General features: G+C 73.3%; 14 protein-coding genes. 3 read left to right on the forward strand and 11 right to left on the reverse strand.

Going from position 1 to position 14,180, the window contains the following annotated elements:
• Window positions 1–50: 50 nt before the first annotated feature.
• From UO65_RS16135 to UO65_RS16145, 3 genes are all read right to left on the reverse strand, one after another.
• Window positions 51–974 (reverse strand): FAD:protein FMN transferase, encoded by a 924-nt coding sequence (locus UO65_RS16135; protein ID WP_035283351.1) that lies wholly within the window; start codon window positions 972–974, stop codon window positions 51–53.
• A complete protein-coding gene (locus UO65_RS16140; protein WP_035283353.1) occupies window positions 971–1,264 on the reverse strand; it encodes a hypothetical protein in 294 nt (97 codons plus the stop codon). The genes UO65_RS16135 and UO65_RS16140 overlap by 4 nt, the downstream gene beginning before the upstream one ends.
• Window positions 1,265–1,346: 82 nt before the next feature.
• Window positions 1,347–1,928, reverse strand: a complete 582-nt coding sequence (locus tag UO65_RS16145; RefSeq protein WP_035283355.1) for a pyridoxamine 5'-phosphate oxidase family protein — start codon at window positions 1,926–1,928, stop codon at window positions 1,347–1,349.
• Between the two features lie 156 nt (window positions 1,929–2,084).
• Here UO65_RS16145 and UO65_RS16150 point away from each other — a divergent pair, with 156 nt between their 5' ends.
• Together UO65_RS16150 and UO65_RS16155 are read left to right on the forward strand one after the other, a co-directional pair.
• Entirely contained in the window at window positions 2,085–3,170 is a 1,086-nt protein-coding gene (locus tag UO65_RS16150) for a GNAT family N-acetyltransferase (protein WP_035283357.1), read from the forward strand.
• 136 nt (window positions 3,171–3,306) lie between these two features.
• Window positions 3,307–4,890: a succinic semialdehyde dehydrogenase gene (locus UO65_RS16155; protein ID WP_035283358.1), complete on the forward strand. Its 1,584-nt coding sequence runs from the start codon at window positions 3,307–3,309 to the stop codon at window positions 4,888–4,890.
• A 295-nt stretch (window positions 4,891–5,185) separates the two neighbouring features.
• Here the strand turns inward: UO65_RS16155 and UO65_RS16160 are convergent, their stop codons facing one another.
• Together UO65_RS16160 and UO65_RS16165 are read right to left on the reverse strand one after the other, a co-directional pair.
• Window positions 5,186–5,392: a DUF397 domain-containing protein gene (locus tag UO65_RS16160; RefSeq protein WP_052021239.1), complete on the reverse strand. Its 207-nt coding sequence runs from the start codon at window positions 5,390–5,392 to the stop codon at window positions 5,186–5,188.
• 19 nt (window positions 5,393–5,411) lie between these two features.
• Window positions 5,412–6,269, reverse strand: a complete 858-nt coding sequence (locus tag UO65_RS16165) for a helix-turn-helix domain-containing protein (protein WP_035283367.1) — start codon at window positions 6,267–6,269, stop codon at window positions 5,412–5,414.
• 312 nt (window positions 6,270–6,581) lie between these two features.
• Between UO65_RS16165 and UO65_RS37430 the strand changes: the two genes are divergently transcribed.
• Complete coding sequence (locus UO65_RS37430) at window positions 6,582–6,899, forward strand: hypothetical protein (protein ID WP_063935954.1); 318 nt, start codon at window positions 6,582–6,584, stop codon at window positions 6,897–6,899.
• A gap of 229 nt (window positions 6,900–7,128) precedes the next feature.
• Here the strand turns inward: UO65_RS37430 and tesB are convergent, their stop codons facing one another.
• The 6 genes from tesB to UO65_RS16200 all read right to left on the reverse strand — a co-directional run.
• Window positions 7,129–8,064, reverse strand: coding sequence for an acyl-CoA thioesterase II (gene tesB / locus UO65_RS16175; protein WP_035283360.1), 936 nt, complete (start codon window positions 8,062–8,064; stop codon window positions 7,129–7,131).
• A 31-nt stretch (window positions 8,065–8,095) separates the two neighbouring features.
• The gene (gene pyk, locus UO65_RS16180) at window positions 8,096–9,520 is read right to left on the reverse strand and encodes a pyruvate kinase (RefSeq protein WP_035283362.1); all 1,425 of its coding nucleotides are present in this window, start codon (window positions 9,518–9,520) and stop codon (window positions 8,096–8,098) included.
• Between the two features lie 122 nt (window positions 9,521–9,642).
• Window positions 9,643–10,311, reverse strand: coding sequence for a DUF2461 domain-containing protein (locus tag UO65_RS16185; protein ID WP_035283364.1), 669 nt, complete (start codon window positions 10,309–10,311; stop codon window positions 9,643–9,645).
• The gene (locus UO65_RS16190) at window positions 10,308–11,090 is read right to left on the reverse strand and encodes an aminotransferase class IV (RefSeq protein WP_052021240.1); all 783 of its coding nucleotides are present in this window, start codon (window positions 11,088–11,090) and stop codon (window positions 10,308–10,310) included. The genes UO65_RS16185 and UO65_RS16190 overlap by 4 nt, the downstream gene beginning before the upstream one ends.
• Window positions 11,091–11,159: 69 nt before the next feature.
• Window positions 11,160–12,680, reverse strand: coding sequence for a glutamate synthase subunit beta (locus UO65_RS16195; RefSeq protein ID WP_035283365.1), 1,521 nt, complete (start codon window positions 12,678–12,680; stop codon window positions 11,160–11,162).
• An 80-nt stretch (window positions 12,681–12,760) separates the two neighbouring features.
• Window positions 12,761–14,180: GltB/FmdC/FwdC-like GXGXG domain-containing protein (locus tag UO65_RS16200; protein WP_035283370.1), on the reverse strand; the 1,420-nt coding region annotated here is incomplete at its 5' end.

Here is a 14,180-nt window from a genome sequence, read left to right on the forward strand (position 1 = left end):
CCACCACGCCACCGCCCCGTCGCGGGCGCACCGGGAAGATCGCGCGCCCATCAGGCCACCACCGGCTCGGCGGCGGGCCAGCCGCCGACGGGCAGCGCCGTGCCGTCACCGGCCACGAGCAGGGCGGGCAGGCCGCGGTCGGCCAGCCAGGCGGGGGCGTCGGCGCCGAGCACGATCGCGGCGGTGGCGGCGGTGTTGGCGTCCACGCAGGACTGGGCGACCACCGAGGCGGTGCGCCACACCACGTCGGCGCTGCGACCGGTGCGCGGGTCGATCACGTGGTGCACCGGCCTCCCGGCCCGCCGCCAGGCGCGCCGGGTGGTGCTGGAGGTGGCCACCGCCCCACCGCCGAGGGCGATCCGCGACCGGGGGGCGCGCGCGGCGGTGCGGTGGTCGTCGCCCACGGCGACCTGCCAGCCGCCGACCGGGGCGCGGCCCGCGGTGGCGAGGTCGCCGCCGAGGGCGACCAGCACCCCGCACCCGGTCCGGGCCGCGACGGCCGCGGCGGCGCGGTCGGCGGCGAGGGCCTTGGCGGTGGCGCCCAGGTCGAGGTGCACCCCGCGGGGCAGCAGCACCTCGCGGCGCCCCTCGTCGAGGTGCAGGCGGTGCCAGCCGGGGACGCGGCGGACCCCGATCGGCCGCGGGTCGTCGGCGGCGACGGCGGCGAAGTCGCGGTCGTAGCCGTGCGCGCGCAGCGCCGTGCCGACGGTCGGGTCGACCAGACCGCCGGTCAGCCGGGCCGCCCGCAGCGCGACGCCGAGCGCCTCGGCCAGCAGCGGGCTGACCGCCACGGCGCGACCGGGGGTGGTGTGCAGCCGGGAGACCTCGGAGTCCGACCGGAACCGGCTGCACGCCAGGTCGACCTCGGCGAGGTGGGCGCGCAGCAGCGCGGTGGCGGTGCGCAGCCGGGTGGGGTCGGTGACCACCAGCACGGCGGTCGTGCCCCACACCGGGAACTCGGCGCGCGCGGTCACGACCCACCGGACCCGGCGTGCGGGCTGCCCGTGCCCTGGGAAACCCCGCTGTCCGACGACGACAACCCGTCGTCGGTGGTGCTGTCGGTGGTGCTGCCCGAATCGGTGGTGCTGCTGTCGGTGGTGGAGCTGTCGGTGGTGGAGCTGTCGGCGTTGGCCGTGCCGGTCAGGGCCAACCCGAGCACCCCGGCCAGTGCCGCGGCCCCGACGGCCACCCCCGCGGTGACCGCCGCCACCCGGTTGGCCGCGCGGTCGCGCCACGCGGCCCGCCCGCGCCTGGTCTCGTCCATCTCGTCGTCGTCCTCTCCGTGGTCCTGACGACGACGATGCCTGTTGAATCTTTGACGAACCTGTGAGCAGGCCCGGAGCCGCCTAGGCGGGGCGCGGGGGCAGCGGGACCGGCAGGGCGGGCAGGCCGTCGAGGCTGGTCGGGACGTGCGGCTTGCCCGCGCAGTAGGCGCCGAACTCCTCGTCGGTCTTGCGACCGAAGTACTCCGCGTGCAGCGTGCGCTCCTCGCGGTAGTCGAGGAACGGGACGGCGTAGCCGCAGGTGTCGCTGATGCGGTCGGCGGCGACGACGATGATCGCGCGGATGGCGGGGGCCGCGCCGTCGGGGAAGCGGGCGATGAGGTCGGGCCAGCGGGGGTCGTCGCGGAAGACGGGGTGGCCGGTTCCGTGCACCCGCACGATGGTGGGCGGCCCCTCGAACGCGCACCACATGACCGTGATCCGGCCGTTCTCCCGCAGGTGGGCGATGGTCTCGGCGCCGCTGCCGCCGAAGTCGAGGTAGGCGACGGTGCGGTCGTCGAGGACCGTCAGGGAACCGGAGCGGCCCTTCGGTGAGACGTTGACGTGGCCTTCGGCATTCAGCGGCGCGGTGGCGACGAAGAACAGCGGCTGCCGCTCGATGAAGTCGCGCAGCCTGCCGTCGATGCGCTCGTAGGTCTTCCCCATGGCGCGATTATGCTGCCGGGCGTGGCAGGCAGGTGGTGGAAACCGCGCACGGCTCGGCCACCGGCGCACGCGGGAGCGGGCACCGCTCGGCGGATGCTCACAGACCCGAAACACACGGGCCCCCACTCGGCAACGTTGCCCGCCGACCATGGGCGCATGGACACCACCGCCTCCCCCGGAGCGACCCGTCCCGGCACGCCCACGACGTGGCGGCTGCGGGTCCGGCTCGACGACCGACCGGGCGCGCTGGCCCGGATGACGACCCGGCTCGCCGCCCGCGACTGCAACGTCCTGGGCCTGTCGGTGCTGCCGGTCCCCGGCGGCGTCGTCGACGAGATCGTGGTGAGCACCCCACCGGGCACCGCCCCCTCCCGGCTGATCGACGAGATCCGGGCCGAGGGCGGTCGCTGCGTCGGGATCACCCGGGCCGACATGCACCAGGTGGTGGACCGCACCACGGCGGCGCTGCGCGCGGCGGGCGCCGCGCTGCGCGACCCGTCGAGCACCCCGGAATCCGTGCGCGCGCTGCTCGGCGCCGACTCGGTCACCGTCGCCGACACCGACGAGGGCACCGATGAGGGCGGGCACCGCGCGGTGCTGCGCCTCGGTGACGGGACCACGCTGGTGGCGCGCCGCGGCTGGGCGCCGTTCACCGAGGTGGAACTGGCCAGGGCCGCCGCGCTCGGCGAGGTGCTGACCGCGGGCGAGGTGGCCGCCGGGTCGCCTTCGGCGGTCATCACCAGCACCGGTGCGGGTGTCGTGCTGCGCACGGGGACGCCGGAGGACGCCGAGGCGGTCGCGGCCCTGCACGCCCGCTGCTCGGCGCAGACGCTGTTCGCCCGCTACCACGCTGGCCTGCGCACGCTCCCCCGCCGCTGGCTGCACCGGTTGCTGCAACCGCCGCGCGGGACGACGCTGCTGGCGCTGTGCGGCACCCGGGTGATCGGCATGGCGCAGCTCATCCGCACCAACGACCCGGCCGAGGCGGAGATCTCGGTGCTGGTGGAGGACGGCTGGCAGCGCACCGGCCTGGGCTCGGCGATGATCGGCAGGCTCGGTGCGGTGGCCAGGGGCGCGGGTCACCGGCGGATGATCGCGTGGTGCCTGCCGTCCGAGGTGGGGTTCGAGCGGGCGGCGATGTCGTCGGGGTTGCCGGTGTCGGTGCGGCGGGAGGACGACATGGTCCGGGTGGCGCTGGCGGTGGGGGCGGACCGCGTGCGGGAAGCCCGCGTGGGCCGTTGAGCTCCGCCCGGGCCGGGATTTCGTCGGCGGCGGCGGGCTGAGGTGAACACCGGGAACTGACTCCGGGTAAGTTGACCCTGTCGCTGCTATCTACTCCGAAGTAACATGGGTGCTCCGTCGAACCGAGGAGCGTTCCATGTCCGTCGTCGCGCCAGCCACCACCATCGGTGCCGTCCGGGGGGCTCCGGCCTCGGCCAGGGCTGCCGAGCTGACCGCGCGGGCGGTGCCGGGTGCCGAACCGACGACGGTGCAGATGGTGGCGCCGTTCACCGGGGAACCCATCACCAGCCTGCCGCAGATCGGCGACGCCGACGTGCGGCAGGCGTTCGCGCGGGCGCGGGAGGCGCAGGCGCGGTGGGCGGCCACCCCGGTGGCCGAGCGGGCGAAGGTGTTCCTGCGGCTGCACGACCTGATCCTGGCCAACCAGGACGAGGCGCTGGACCTGATGCAGGTGGAGACCGGCAAGTCCCGGCTCGACGCCTACGACGAGATCGCCGTGACCGCCATGGCCGCGGCCTACTACGGCCGCAAGGCGGCGAAGCTGCTCGCGCCCAAGCGCAAGGCGGGGGCGCTGCCGGTGCTGACCAGGACCACCGAGGTGCGCCACCCCAAGGGCGTGGTGTCGATGATCTCACCGTGGAACTACCCGCTGGCGCTGACCGGCCTCGACGCCATCCCGGCGCTGATCGCGGGGAACGCGCTGGTGCAGAAGCCGGACAACCAGACCGCGCTGACCGCGCTGTGGATTCAGGAGCTGGCCGGGAAGGCCGGTCTGCCCGAGGGCGTGTGGCAGATCGTGCTCGGGCGCGGGTCCAAGATCGGCAACGCGCTGCTGGAGGAGGCCGACTACCTGGCCTTCACCGGCTCGACCGACACCGGCAAGGGCCTGGCCGCGCGCGCGGCGGCGCTGCTGACCAGCTACTCGATGGAGCTGGGCGGCAAGAACCCGATGATCGTGCTGCCCGACGCCGACATCGACAAGGCCGCCGCGGGCGCGACCACCGCGTGCTTCTCCTCCGCCGGGCAGCTGTGCGTGTCCGTGGAGCGCATCTACGTGCACGAGAGCATCCGCGAGTCGTTCACCCAGGCGTTCGTCAACCGCACCAGGGCCATGCGGCTGGGCACCGAGCTGGGCTACAACGTCGACATGGGCTCGCTGACGTCCACCGAGCAGTTGGCGACGATCTCCAAGCACGTCGACGACGCCGTGGGCAAGGGCGCGACCGTGCTCGCGGGCGGCAAGGCCCGCCCGGACCTGGGGCCGATGTTCTACGAGCCGACCGTCCTCACCGACGTCACCGAGGACATGCTGCTGTTCCGCGAGGAGACCTTCGGCCCGGTCGTGGCCGTCTACGGCTACACCGACACCGACGAGGCCGTCGTCCGGGCCAACGACACCCGCTACGGCCTCAACGCCAGCGTGTGGACCCGTGACACCTCGGCAGGTGAGCGGGTGGCCGCGCGCATCCACGCGGGCACGGTCAACGTCAACGACGGCTTCGGCGCCGCGTTCGCCTCGGTCGACGCCCCGATGGGCGGCATGGGCGAGTCCGGCGTGGGCAGGCGCAACGGTGTCGAGGGCCTGCTCAAGTACACCGAGGCGCAGACCATCGCCACCCAGCGCGGCATCCCGCTGCGCCCGGGTCGGGCCATCCCGTCGCGGGCCTGGACCGCCGGGCTCACCGTGGGCCTGCGCGCGCTCAAGCGCCTGCCCCGCTGACGCCCTCGGGGGCCGGGAAGCGGTTCCCGGCCCCGGGGTCGCCCGCCGGTGGCGCCCCGTGGGCGTCCCGGGTCGGGGGGCGGAACGATCCGGGGCGGCGGTTCCGGCGCCGGGCTGACGCCCGGGGTCGTCGACGGACGTCCCGTCCCCGGGGCCGGGGCGCCGGCCGCCGGGGAGGGCGTCGTGGGGTGGTTGCGGGGGTACGGGGCCACGGCCGCGACCGTGGCCCCGCCATCGGATCAGGCCGGGACCGGGGTGCTGTCGATCACCCCGGTCGGGTGGTGCGCAGCCCGCCTCAGCGGGTCCTGAGCGCGCCGCCCTTCACCAGACCGAGGAACTCGGCCCACTCGATGTCCGCGAACGCCAGGTGACCGGACTCGGTGTTCTTCGAGTCCCGCACCGCTGCGCCGCTTCTGCCGACCGCGAGCTCCACGCAGTCATTACCTCCACCGCTGTGGCTGCTCTTGCGCCATTCGGCGCCTGCCAGGTCAGAAACGGTCACGCCCCACTCCTCTCGTCATTCACGAACCACGGACGAGCCGATCGGCCATCCGCGAGACCATGTCGACGGTGTTCTCGGGGTCCAACGCCGCCGCGCGCAAATGGTCGAAGATCAACGTGTACCGGTGGACGTCGGACGCCTCTTCGAGATAGACGCCAGACATGGAGTTCTCGACGTAGACGACGTCGGGGTCCGCCTGTTCCGGGAAACCCAGAATGAGGAACGGAGCCTCCATGCCCGCGTGCGCCCCGGCCCCGAAGGGGACCACCTGCAGCGTCACGTTGGGCATGGCCGCCGCCTCGACGAGCCGAGTCAGCTGCGCGTGCATGACCTCGGGCCCACCTGTCACGCGGTGAAGCACGGCCTCGTCGAGGACCGCCCAGTACTCGGGCGGCTGGGATTCGGTCAGCAGGCGCTGACGCGCCATCCTGCCCTGCACCCGCCTCTCGATCTCGGCCGTTTCGACACCCGGGCGGACGGCCCGGATGACGGCTCTGGTGTAGTCCTCGGTCTGCAGCAGCCCGGGGACGAGCAGCGCCTGGTGGGTGTGCAGGGAAGCCGCCTCCGCCTCCAGGCCGACGAACGAGCCGGTGAACACCTCGTTGTAGGCGTGCCACCAGCCCTTCTGCCTGGCCTCCCTGGCCAGTTGGACCAGGGCCTCGCGCCGGTCCTCCTCGATGCCGTACAGCTCGAGCATGTCCCGCACGTCGCGCGGGGTGACCCCGACCGTGCCGGTCTCGATGCGGCTGATCTTCGACGCCGAGCACTCGAGCTTCTCGCCGACCTCGTCGATGGTCAGCTCGGCCGCCTCGCGGAACCGGCGCAACTCGCTGGCGAGCCTGCGGCGGCGGACCGTCGGGCTGTGCCCTCGAACCACCTCGTCCACCTCTCTCTGCCCGCGCCGCCGAACACCCGTCGGCGGCTGCGGTCCTGGGCCAGTGTCAGTGCTGATCGCGGAGAAGCACAAGGCGACTTCCACCGCGTCAGAGCTTGAGCATGTTAGTGGCCAACTGTGACCACCCCGCCTATCACCCGATCGTGTGTTGCAACTTGCAAAATGCCTGTTCCAGACAGCAAGCTGCATATCCACGACGGTTTCCCCGGCCCTCGAACACCGTTATCCGAAGACATCGGCCGGCCCCGTCGAGCACTTGAGCCCTGGGGCACACCAACCGGGAGGCGGCCGCTGATGGAGTCGACGTTCGGGCACCTGGAGGCCTCCCTCCGGGGCTACCTGGCGGAGATCAGCAGCCGCGCCGAGACCGGCCGCGGCGTGACCGACCTGGCCCGGCTGGAACTGCCCCGGCTCGTGTCCGCCCTGCGCGCCCTGCTGGCCGACCACCAGCCGGACGTCGACGGCCGCTGCCCCACCTGCCGCACCCGGCTGTTCACCCGGGCACCCGCCCCCTGCCGCGCCTACCTGACCACGCACCTGTGCCTGCTGGCGGTGGAGGAGGAGCCCGTGGACGTCGTGCACACCGCCTACGCCCGCCACCTGATCACCTGACGACCCGACCACCCGACGACCACTCACACTCACACCCCCCAGACCCCGGGGCGCGCGGCCACCCCCACCCCTCCCCCGCGCTCCGGCGGCGCCGGTGTCCCGCCGCGAACGGGACAGCCGGTCAGGCGGCGGGGCCGAACCTCCCCGTGGGTTCGGCCCCGCCGCCCCACGACTTCCGGCCGTGCCACGCCCCCCGCCGCCCCACCACTTCCCGGCAGCACCGGAACCGCTAGTCGAGGATGCGGAGCAGGCCCTCCTGCACGACCGTGGCGACGAGGGTGCCGTCCTGGGTGAAGAAGCGGCCGGTGGCCAGGCCGCGGCCACCGGAGGCGCTGGGTGAGGCGCAGTCGTAGAGGACCCACTCGTCGGCGCGGAAGGGGCGGTGGAACCACATGGCGTGGTCCAGGCTGGCGCCGAGGACGTTGTCGGTGCCCCAGTAGACGCCGTGCCGGGCCAGGATCGAGTCCAGCAGGGTCATGTCCGAGGCGTAGGCCAGGACGCAGACGTGCAGAAGCGGGTCGTCGGGCAGCTTCCCGTCGGCCCGCATCCAGACCTGGTTGCGGGCGTCGCGGGGGCCGGTCTCCCGGGAGACCCAGGCGGGTTCGGTGACGTAGCGGACGTCGATGGGCCGGGGCCGGGTGGTGATGTTGGCGAACTTGGCCTTCAGCTCCTCGGTCACCAGCTCGCCCTGCGTCGGCAGGTCCTCCGGGGCGGGCACGACCGGCATCTCCTCCGCGTGCTCGACCCCCGCCTCCACCAGTTGGAACGACGCCGACAGCGCGAAGATCGGCTTGCCGTGCTGCACCGCGACCACCCGCCGGGTGGTGAACGAGCGGCCGTCGCGGATGCGGTCGACCTCGTAGACGATCGGCACGCTCGGGTCGCCGGGGCGGATGAAGTAGGCGTGCAGCGAGTGCACCCCGCGCTCCGGCGGCACCGTGCGGCCCGCGGCCACCAACGCCTGCCCGGCCACCTGGCCGCCGAAGACGCGCAGCGAGGACTGCTTGGGGCTGACCCCGCGGAAGATGTCCTCCTCGATCTTCTCCAGGTCGAGCAGTGCCACCAGCCGGTCCAGCACCGGCTGCCCGTGCGGCACCCCGTCGGCGGCGCGCGGCGCCTCGACGGAGATGCCCGCGGTGGCGGCGATCCTGGCTGCCTCGGTCATCCGAACCTCCTGCGGGAACCGGCGGAGGCCGCTACGCGTGGTCCTCTTCGCCCAACCGGTGAACGCGGATGAGGTTAGTCGAGCCGATGGTGCCGGGCGGGGAGCCCGCGACGATGACCACCAGGTCACCCGGCTGGTAGCGGCCGATGGACAGCATCGAGTGGTCGACCAGCCGGACCATCCGGTCGGTGGAGTCGACCTCGTGCACCAGGAAGGTCTCGGTGCCCCAGGTCAGCGCGAGCTGGCTGCGCACCTCCGGCTCCGGGGTGAAGGCCAGCAGCGGCAGGTGCGTGTGCAGCCGGGCCAGCCGCTTGATGGTGTCGCCGGACTGGGTGAAGGCGACCAGGGCCTTGGCGTTGAGGCGCTCGCCGATGTCGCGGGCGGCGTAGGACAGCACGCCGCGCTTGGTGCGCGGGACGTGGGTCAGCGGCGGCACCGTCGGCATGTCGGTCTCGACCGCCTCGATGATCCGGCCCATGGTCTGCACGGACTCGATGGCGTAGCGGCCGACGCTGGTCTCCCCGGAGAGCATCAGCGCGTCGGCGCCGTCGAGCACGGCGTTGGCGACGTCGGAGGCCTCGGCCCGGGTGGGCCGAGAGTTGTTGATCATCGAGTCGAGCATCTGGGTGGCCACGATGACCGGCTTGGCGTTCTCCCGAGCGATCTGGATGGCCCGCTTCTGCACCAGCGGGACCTGCTCCAGCGGCAGTTCCACGCCCAGGTCGCCGCGGGCGACCATGACCCCGTCGAAGGCCAGCACGATGGCCTCCAGGTTGTCCACGGCCTCGGGCTTCTCCAGCTTGGCGATGACCGGCAGCCTGCGCGGGCCCACCCGGTCCATCACCTGGTGCACCAGGTCGATGTCGGCCGGGGAGCGCACGAATGACAGGGCGATGAAGTCGACGCCCAGTTGCAGGGCGAACTCCAGGTCCTCGATGTCCTTCTCCGACAGCGCGGGCACCGAGACGTCCATGCCCGGCAGCGACAGGCCCTTGTTGTTGGAGACCGGGCCGCCCTCGGTGACCTCGCAGACCACGTCCTGGCCCTCGACGGCGGTGACCACCAGGCCCACCTTGCCGTCGTCGATCAGCAGCCGGTCGCCCGGCTTGGCGTCGTTGGCCAGTCCCTTGTAGGTGGTCGACACCCGGTCGTGGGTGCCCGCGACGTCCTCGACGGTGATGCGCACGACGTCGCCGTCGCGCCACTCCACCGGGCCACCGGCGAAGGTGCCCAGCCGGATCTTGGGGCCCTGCAGGTCGGCCAGGATGCCCACCGCGCGACCGGAGCTGTCGCTGGCCTGGCGAATCAGGTCGTAGACCTGCTTGTGGTCGCTGTGGGCGCCGTGGCTGAAGTTCATCCTGGCCACGTCCATGCCCGCTGCCACCAGGTCGCGCACCCGCTCCGGGGTCGCGGTGGCTGGGCCCATGGTGCACACGATCTTCGCTCGTCGGCTCACATCGAGACAGGGTAACCCCGTCCCCTTGACCGATCCCGAAGTACTGGCAGGTAACCGCCGACCGGACACCAGAAGTTGCCCGAACCGCTACCCGCGGGGGTGGGGGGCGGTCGTGCCGGGCCTCAGCGGCGGGGCTTCTCGCTGACGCCGACGTGGTCGCGGGCCCACTCGTTGAACGGGCGCAGCTCGCGCCAGGCCGTGCGGACCCGGTCCAGGCAGCCGGGCTCGTGCAGCACGTCGTCGGGTTCCCAGACCTTCGCGACGAACAGCGAGCGGTGCCGCAGCAGGTCGATGCGGGGGTGGTCCCGGTCGACGCCGCGCGGGTTGGTCTTGAGCCGGTCGCCGCGGGTGGACCAGCCCGCGCGCTCCAATTCGGCCAGGACGCCCACCAGCACCTCGCCGTGGATGTCCTCGGTGACCGCGGCGCGGAAGCGGGCCAACTGGTCGGATTGCAGGTGGTAGCAGCCGCCGCCGACGTACAGGCCCGCCGGGCCGACCTCGACGTAGTAGGCGCCCGCGCCGCGGCCGTGCTCGATCACCGCGCCGCAGTGGCCCTTGTACGGCCGCTTGTCCTTGGCGAAGCGCACGTCGCGGTACGGGCGGAACACCTTGGGGGTGCCGCCGTCGGCGAACTCCTTCTCCAGCTCGCCGATGAGGGCCACCATGGGCGCGCGCACGTCGGTGTCGTAGGTGGACCGGTTCGCGTCCCAGTAGGTCTTGGAGTTGTCCGCGACCAGGCCGTCGAAGAAGTCGATCGCGTACTCGCCGAACCCGGTGAACCGCTCGCTCACACCCGCTCCGCGGCGGTGAGGTCGTGCCTGCGCAGCAGTTCCGCGGCCAGGTCGGGGTCCGGGTCGTAGGTGACCTCGTCGACGGTCCCGATGAGCCGGACCGGGGTGATGGAGTTGGTGGCGAAGGCCGCGGCGAAGTCGGACAGCTCCTCGGCGCGCACCGGGCGCACCTCCGATGACCGACCGGCGCGGGCGAGACCACTCTGGACCAGGCCCATCGAGACACCCGGCAGCACCGGGGCGCTCGGCCACACCACGGTGCCCCCGGCGGTCACGAAGCCGACGTTCCAGGTGGACCCCTCGCTGATCTGCCCGTCGCGGTTGACGAACAGCACGTCGTCGAACCCTGCCATCCTGGCCAGCCTGCGCTGGTAGAACAGGCCGAACGTGCCGACGTGCTTCACCTGCGGCAGGTCCCGCTGGTAGCCGGCGGTGCGCACCCGCAGCGGCCCGTCCGCCCCGGCGGGCACCGGGGACGCGGAGACGATCACCCTGGGCTCCACCGGCGCCTCGGGGGCGCGCGGGTCCAGGTCGGGGGCGACCACCGTCACCCGGACCGCGGAGGGCTCGTCCACACCCTCCAGCGCGGCGCGGACGGCGGTGCGGACGGTGTCCTCGGGCAGGCCCCGGCCGAACACCACCCAGCAGTCGCGGTCGAGCCGTTCCAGGTGCCGGGCCAGGCCGCGCACCCGGCCCGCGGCGACCAGCATGGACGTGTAGTGCCCGTAGCCGAGCTTGGTCAGCGGCACTGTTTCCGGGGTGGTGAGTTCCGTGCTCATCGGGGGCAGTTTCGCACGTCACCGGGTGGGGGCGGGGACCGGCACTGAGCCCGCCCCGCCGCCCTCCGACTACCGCACCGCCAGCGGGAGCGCGGTCGGGTGCACCGGCGAGGGCAACTGCGAGGCGCCCATCAGGAACACGTCCACCGCGTGCGCCACCGACCGGCCCTCGGCGATCGCCCAGACCAGCAGGGACGCGCCCCGGTGGGCGTCGCCGCAGACGAAGACGCCGGGGCTCCGCGTCTGCCAGTCCGGGCCGCAGGACAGGGTGCCCCGGGGGGTGAGGGACAGGCCCAGTCCGTCGAGCAGCGGCATGTGCTCGACGCCCTCGAAGCCGATGGCCAGCAGCACCAGGTCGGCCGGGACGACCTCGACGTCGTCGCCGACCGGGACCACCTCGCGCAGGCCGGTTCCCGGGTCGCGGCGGACCTTCACCTCGCGGAGCTGGACCGAGGTGAGGTTGCCGTCCGCGTCGCCGACGAAGCGTTCGACGGCGACGGCGAACTTGCGGTCACCCGCTTCCTCGTGGGCCGGGTAGGTGCGCAGGATGACCGGCCAGACCGGCCACGGGGAGCGCTCGGAGTCGCGGGCCCCCGGGGGCTTGGGGTACTGGTCGAGCTGGATGACCGAGGCGGCGCCCTGGCGGACGGCGGTGCCGTAGCAGTCGGCGCCGGTGTCGCCGCCGCCGATGACGATGACGTGCTTGCCCCGCGCGTCGATCGTGGTGGGGCCGTCGCCCTCGCACTCGCGGTTGGCGGGCACCAGGTGCTCCATCGCCAGGTGCACGCCCTTGAGCTCCCGGCCGGGCACGTCCGGGGCGTCGCGACCGCGCAGGGCGCCCACGGCGAGCACGACCGCGTCGTAGTCGGCGCGCAGGGTCTCCACCGACACCGAGCCGGGCCCGGTGCCGCCGACCTCGCAGCCGGTGACGAACCGGGTGCCCTCGGCCCGTAGCTGCGCGAGCCGCCGGTCGAGGACCTTCTTCTCCATCTTGAACTCGGGGATGCCGTAGCGCAGCAGGCCGCCGAGGCGGTCGTCGCGCTCGAACACGGTGACCTCGTGCCCGGCCCGGGTGAGCTGCTGGGCGGCGGCGAGCCCGGCCGGGCCGGACCCCACCACGGCGACCCGCCTGCCGGTCGACACCCCGGGGCTGACCGCCTGGTTGTAGCCGCGCTCCCAGGACACGTCGGCGATGGTGTTCTCGACGCGCTTGATGGTGACCGCGCCGCCCGCCTCCGGGGAGATGGCCAGCACGCAGGCGGCCTCGCACGGCGCCGGGCACAGCCGACCGGTGAACTCGGGGAAGTTGTTGGTGGCGTGCAGCCGGTCGGCGGCCAGCGACCAGTCGCCGCGGCGGACCAGGTCGTTCCACTCGGGGATCAGGTTGCCCAGCGGGCAACCCGCGGACCCGCTGTGGCAGAACGGGATGCCGCAGTCCATGCACCGGGTGGCCTGCTCGCGCACCTGCCCGTCGCGGACCTCGGCGTCGAGGTCGCGGTAGACCTCGTTCCAGTCACCGATCCGCTCGTCGACCGGCCGCTTGACCGCGTCGGCGCGGGCGACCTTGAGGAAGCCATTGGGGTCAGCCACGGGACACCTCCACTGCCTGCTCGACCACTGCCTGCTCGACACTCGCGATTTCGAGACCGTGCCACCGGGACCCGTTCGACTCAGCCACGGGAAGCCTCCATGATCGCGGCGTCGACGTCGCGGCCCTCGGCGCGGGCGAGCCGCATCGCCTCCAGCACGCGCTGGTAGTCGCGCGGCATGACCTTGGCGAAGGCCGCCGCGCGCCGGGTCCAGTCGCCCAGCAGCGAGGCCGCGACCGGGGAGCCGGTGAGGTCGTGGTGGGCCTGCACGGTCTCGCGCAGCCACTTGAGGTCGTCGTCGGTGGGGCGCTGGATCTCCACCATGTCCCGGTTGACCCGCTTGGGGTCGAGGTCGAGGACGTAGGCGATGCCGCCGGACATGCCCGCGGCCAGGTTGCGCCCGGTCGGGCCGAGCACCACCGCGCGCCCGCCGGTCATGTACTCGAAGGCGTGGTCGCCCACCCCCTCGGCGACGACGACCGCGCCGGAGTTGCGGACCCCGAACCGCTCCCCCACCAGGCCGCGCAGGTACACCTCGCCGCCGGTGGCGCCGTAGGCGATGACGTTGCCCGCGATGACCTGCTCCTCCGCGGCGAAGGTGGCCTCCGGGTGCGGGCGCACCACGATGCGCCCGCCGGAGAGGCCCTTGCCGACGTAGTCGTTGGCGTCGCCGACCATGTCGATGGTGACGCCCTTGGGCAGGAACGCGCCGAGCGACTGGCCCGCCGACCCGGTGAGGGTGACCCGGATGGTGTCGGGCGGCAGCCCGTCGCCGCCGTAGCGGCGGGTGACCTCCGAGCCGAGCAGCGTGCCGACGGTGCGGTTGACGTTGCGGACGGGCAGTTCCAGCCGCACCGGGTGCGCGTCCTCCAGCGCCGCCTCGGCGAGCTGGACCATGGTGCGGTCCAGTGCCTCGGCCAGGCCGTGGTCCTGGGCGCGGACGCGCCGCCGGGCGGTGCCGTAGGGCGATTCCGGGACCGCGAACACCGGGGTCAGGTCCAGGCCCTGGGCCTTCCAGTGCGTCACCGCGTCGTCGGTGTCGAGCAGCTCGGCGTGGCCGATGGCGTCGTCGAGGGTGCGGAAGCCCAGCGCGGCCAGGTGTTCGCGCACCTCCTGGGCCACGAACCGGAAGTAGTTGACGATGTGCTCGGCCTGGCCGGTGAACCGCTGCCGCAGCAACGGGTTCTGCGTGGCCACGCCCACCGGGCAGGTGTCGAGGTGGCACACCCGCATCATCACGCAACCGGCGACGATCAGCGGCGCGGTGGCGAAGCCGTACTCCTCGGCGCCGAGCAGCGCGGCCACGACCACGTCGCGGCCGGTCTTCATCGCGCCGTCGACCTGCACGGTGATCCGGTCGCGCAGGCCGTTGAGCACGAGCGTCTGCTGGGTCTCGGCCAGGCCGATCTCCCACGGGGTGCCCGCGTGCTTGAGCGAGTTCATCGGGGAGGCGCCGGTGCCGCCGTCGTGCCCGGAGATGAGCACCACGTCGGCGTGCGCC

The organism is Actinokineospora spheciospongiae (assembly GCF_000564855.1).
GTDB lineage: Bacteria > Actinomycetota > Actinomycetes > Mycobacteriales > Pseudonocardiaceae > Actinokineospora > Actinokineospora spheciospongiae.

Coding starts and splice junctions, on each gene's coding strand:
- UO65_RS16145 (WP_035283355.1), bottom strand. CDS start 1,928: ATGGGGAAGACCTACGAGCGCATCGACGGCAGGCTGCGCGACTTCATC.
- tesB (WP_035283360.1), bottom strand. CDS start 8,064: ATGACCGAGGCAGCCAGGATCGCCGCCACCGCGGGCATCTCCGTCGAG.
- UO65_RS16155 (WP_035283358.1), top strand. CDS start 3,307: ATGTCCGTCGTCGCGCCAGCCACCACCATCGGTGCCGTCCGGGGGGCT.
- UO65_RS16150 (WP_035283357.1), top strand. CDS start 2,085: ATGGACACCACCGCCTCCCCCGGAGCGACCCGTCCCGGCACGCCCACG.
- UO65_RS16190 (WP_052021240.1), bottom strand. CDS start 11,090: ATGAGCACGGAACTCACCACCCCGGAAACAGTGCCGCTGACCAAGCTC.
- UO65_RS16140 (WP_035283353.1), bottom strand. CDS start 1,264: ATGGACGAGACCAGGCGCGGGCGGGCCGCGTGGCGCGACCGCGCGGCC.
- UO65_RS37430 (WP_063935954.1), top strand. CDS start 6,582: ATGGAGTCGACGTTCGGGCACCTGGAGGCCTCCCTCCGGGGCTACCTG.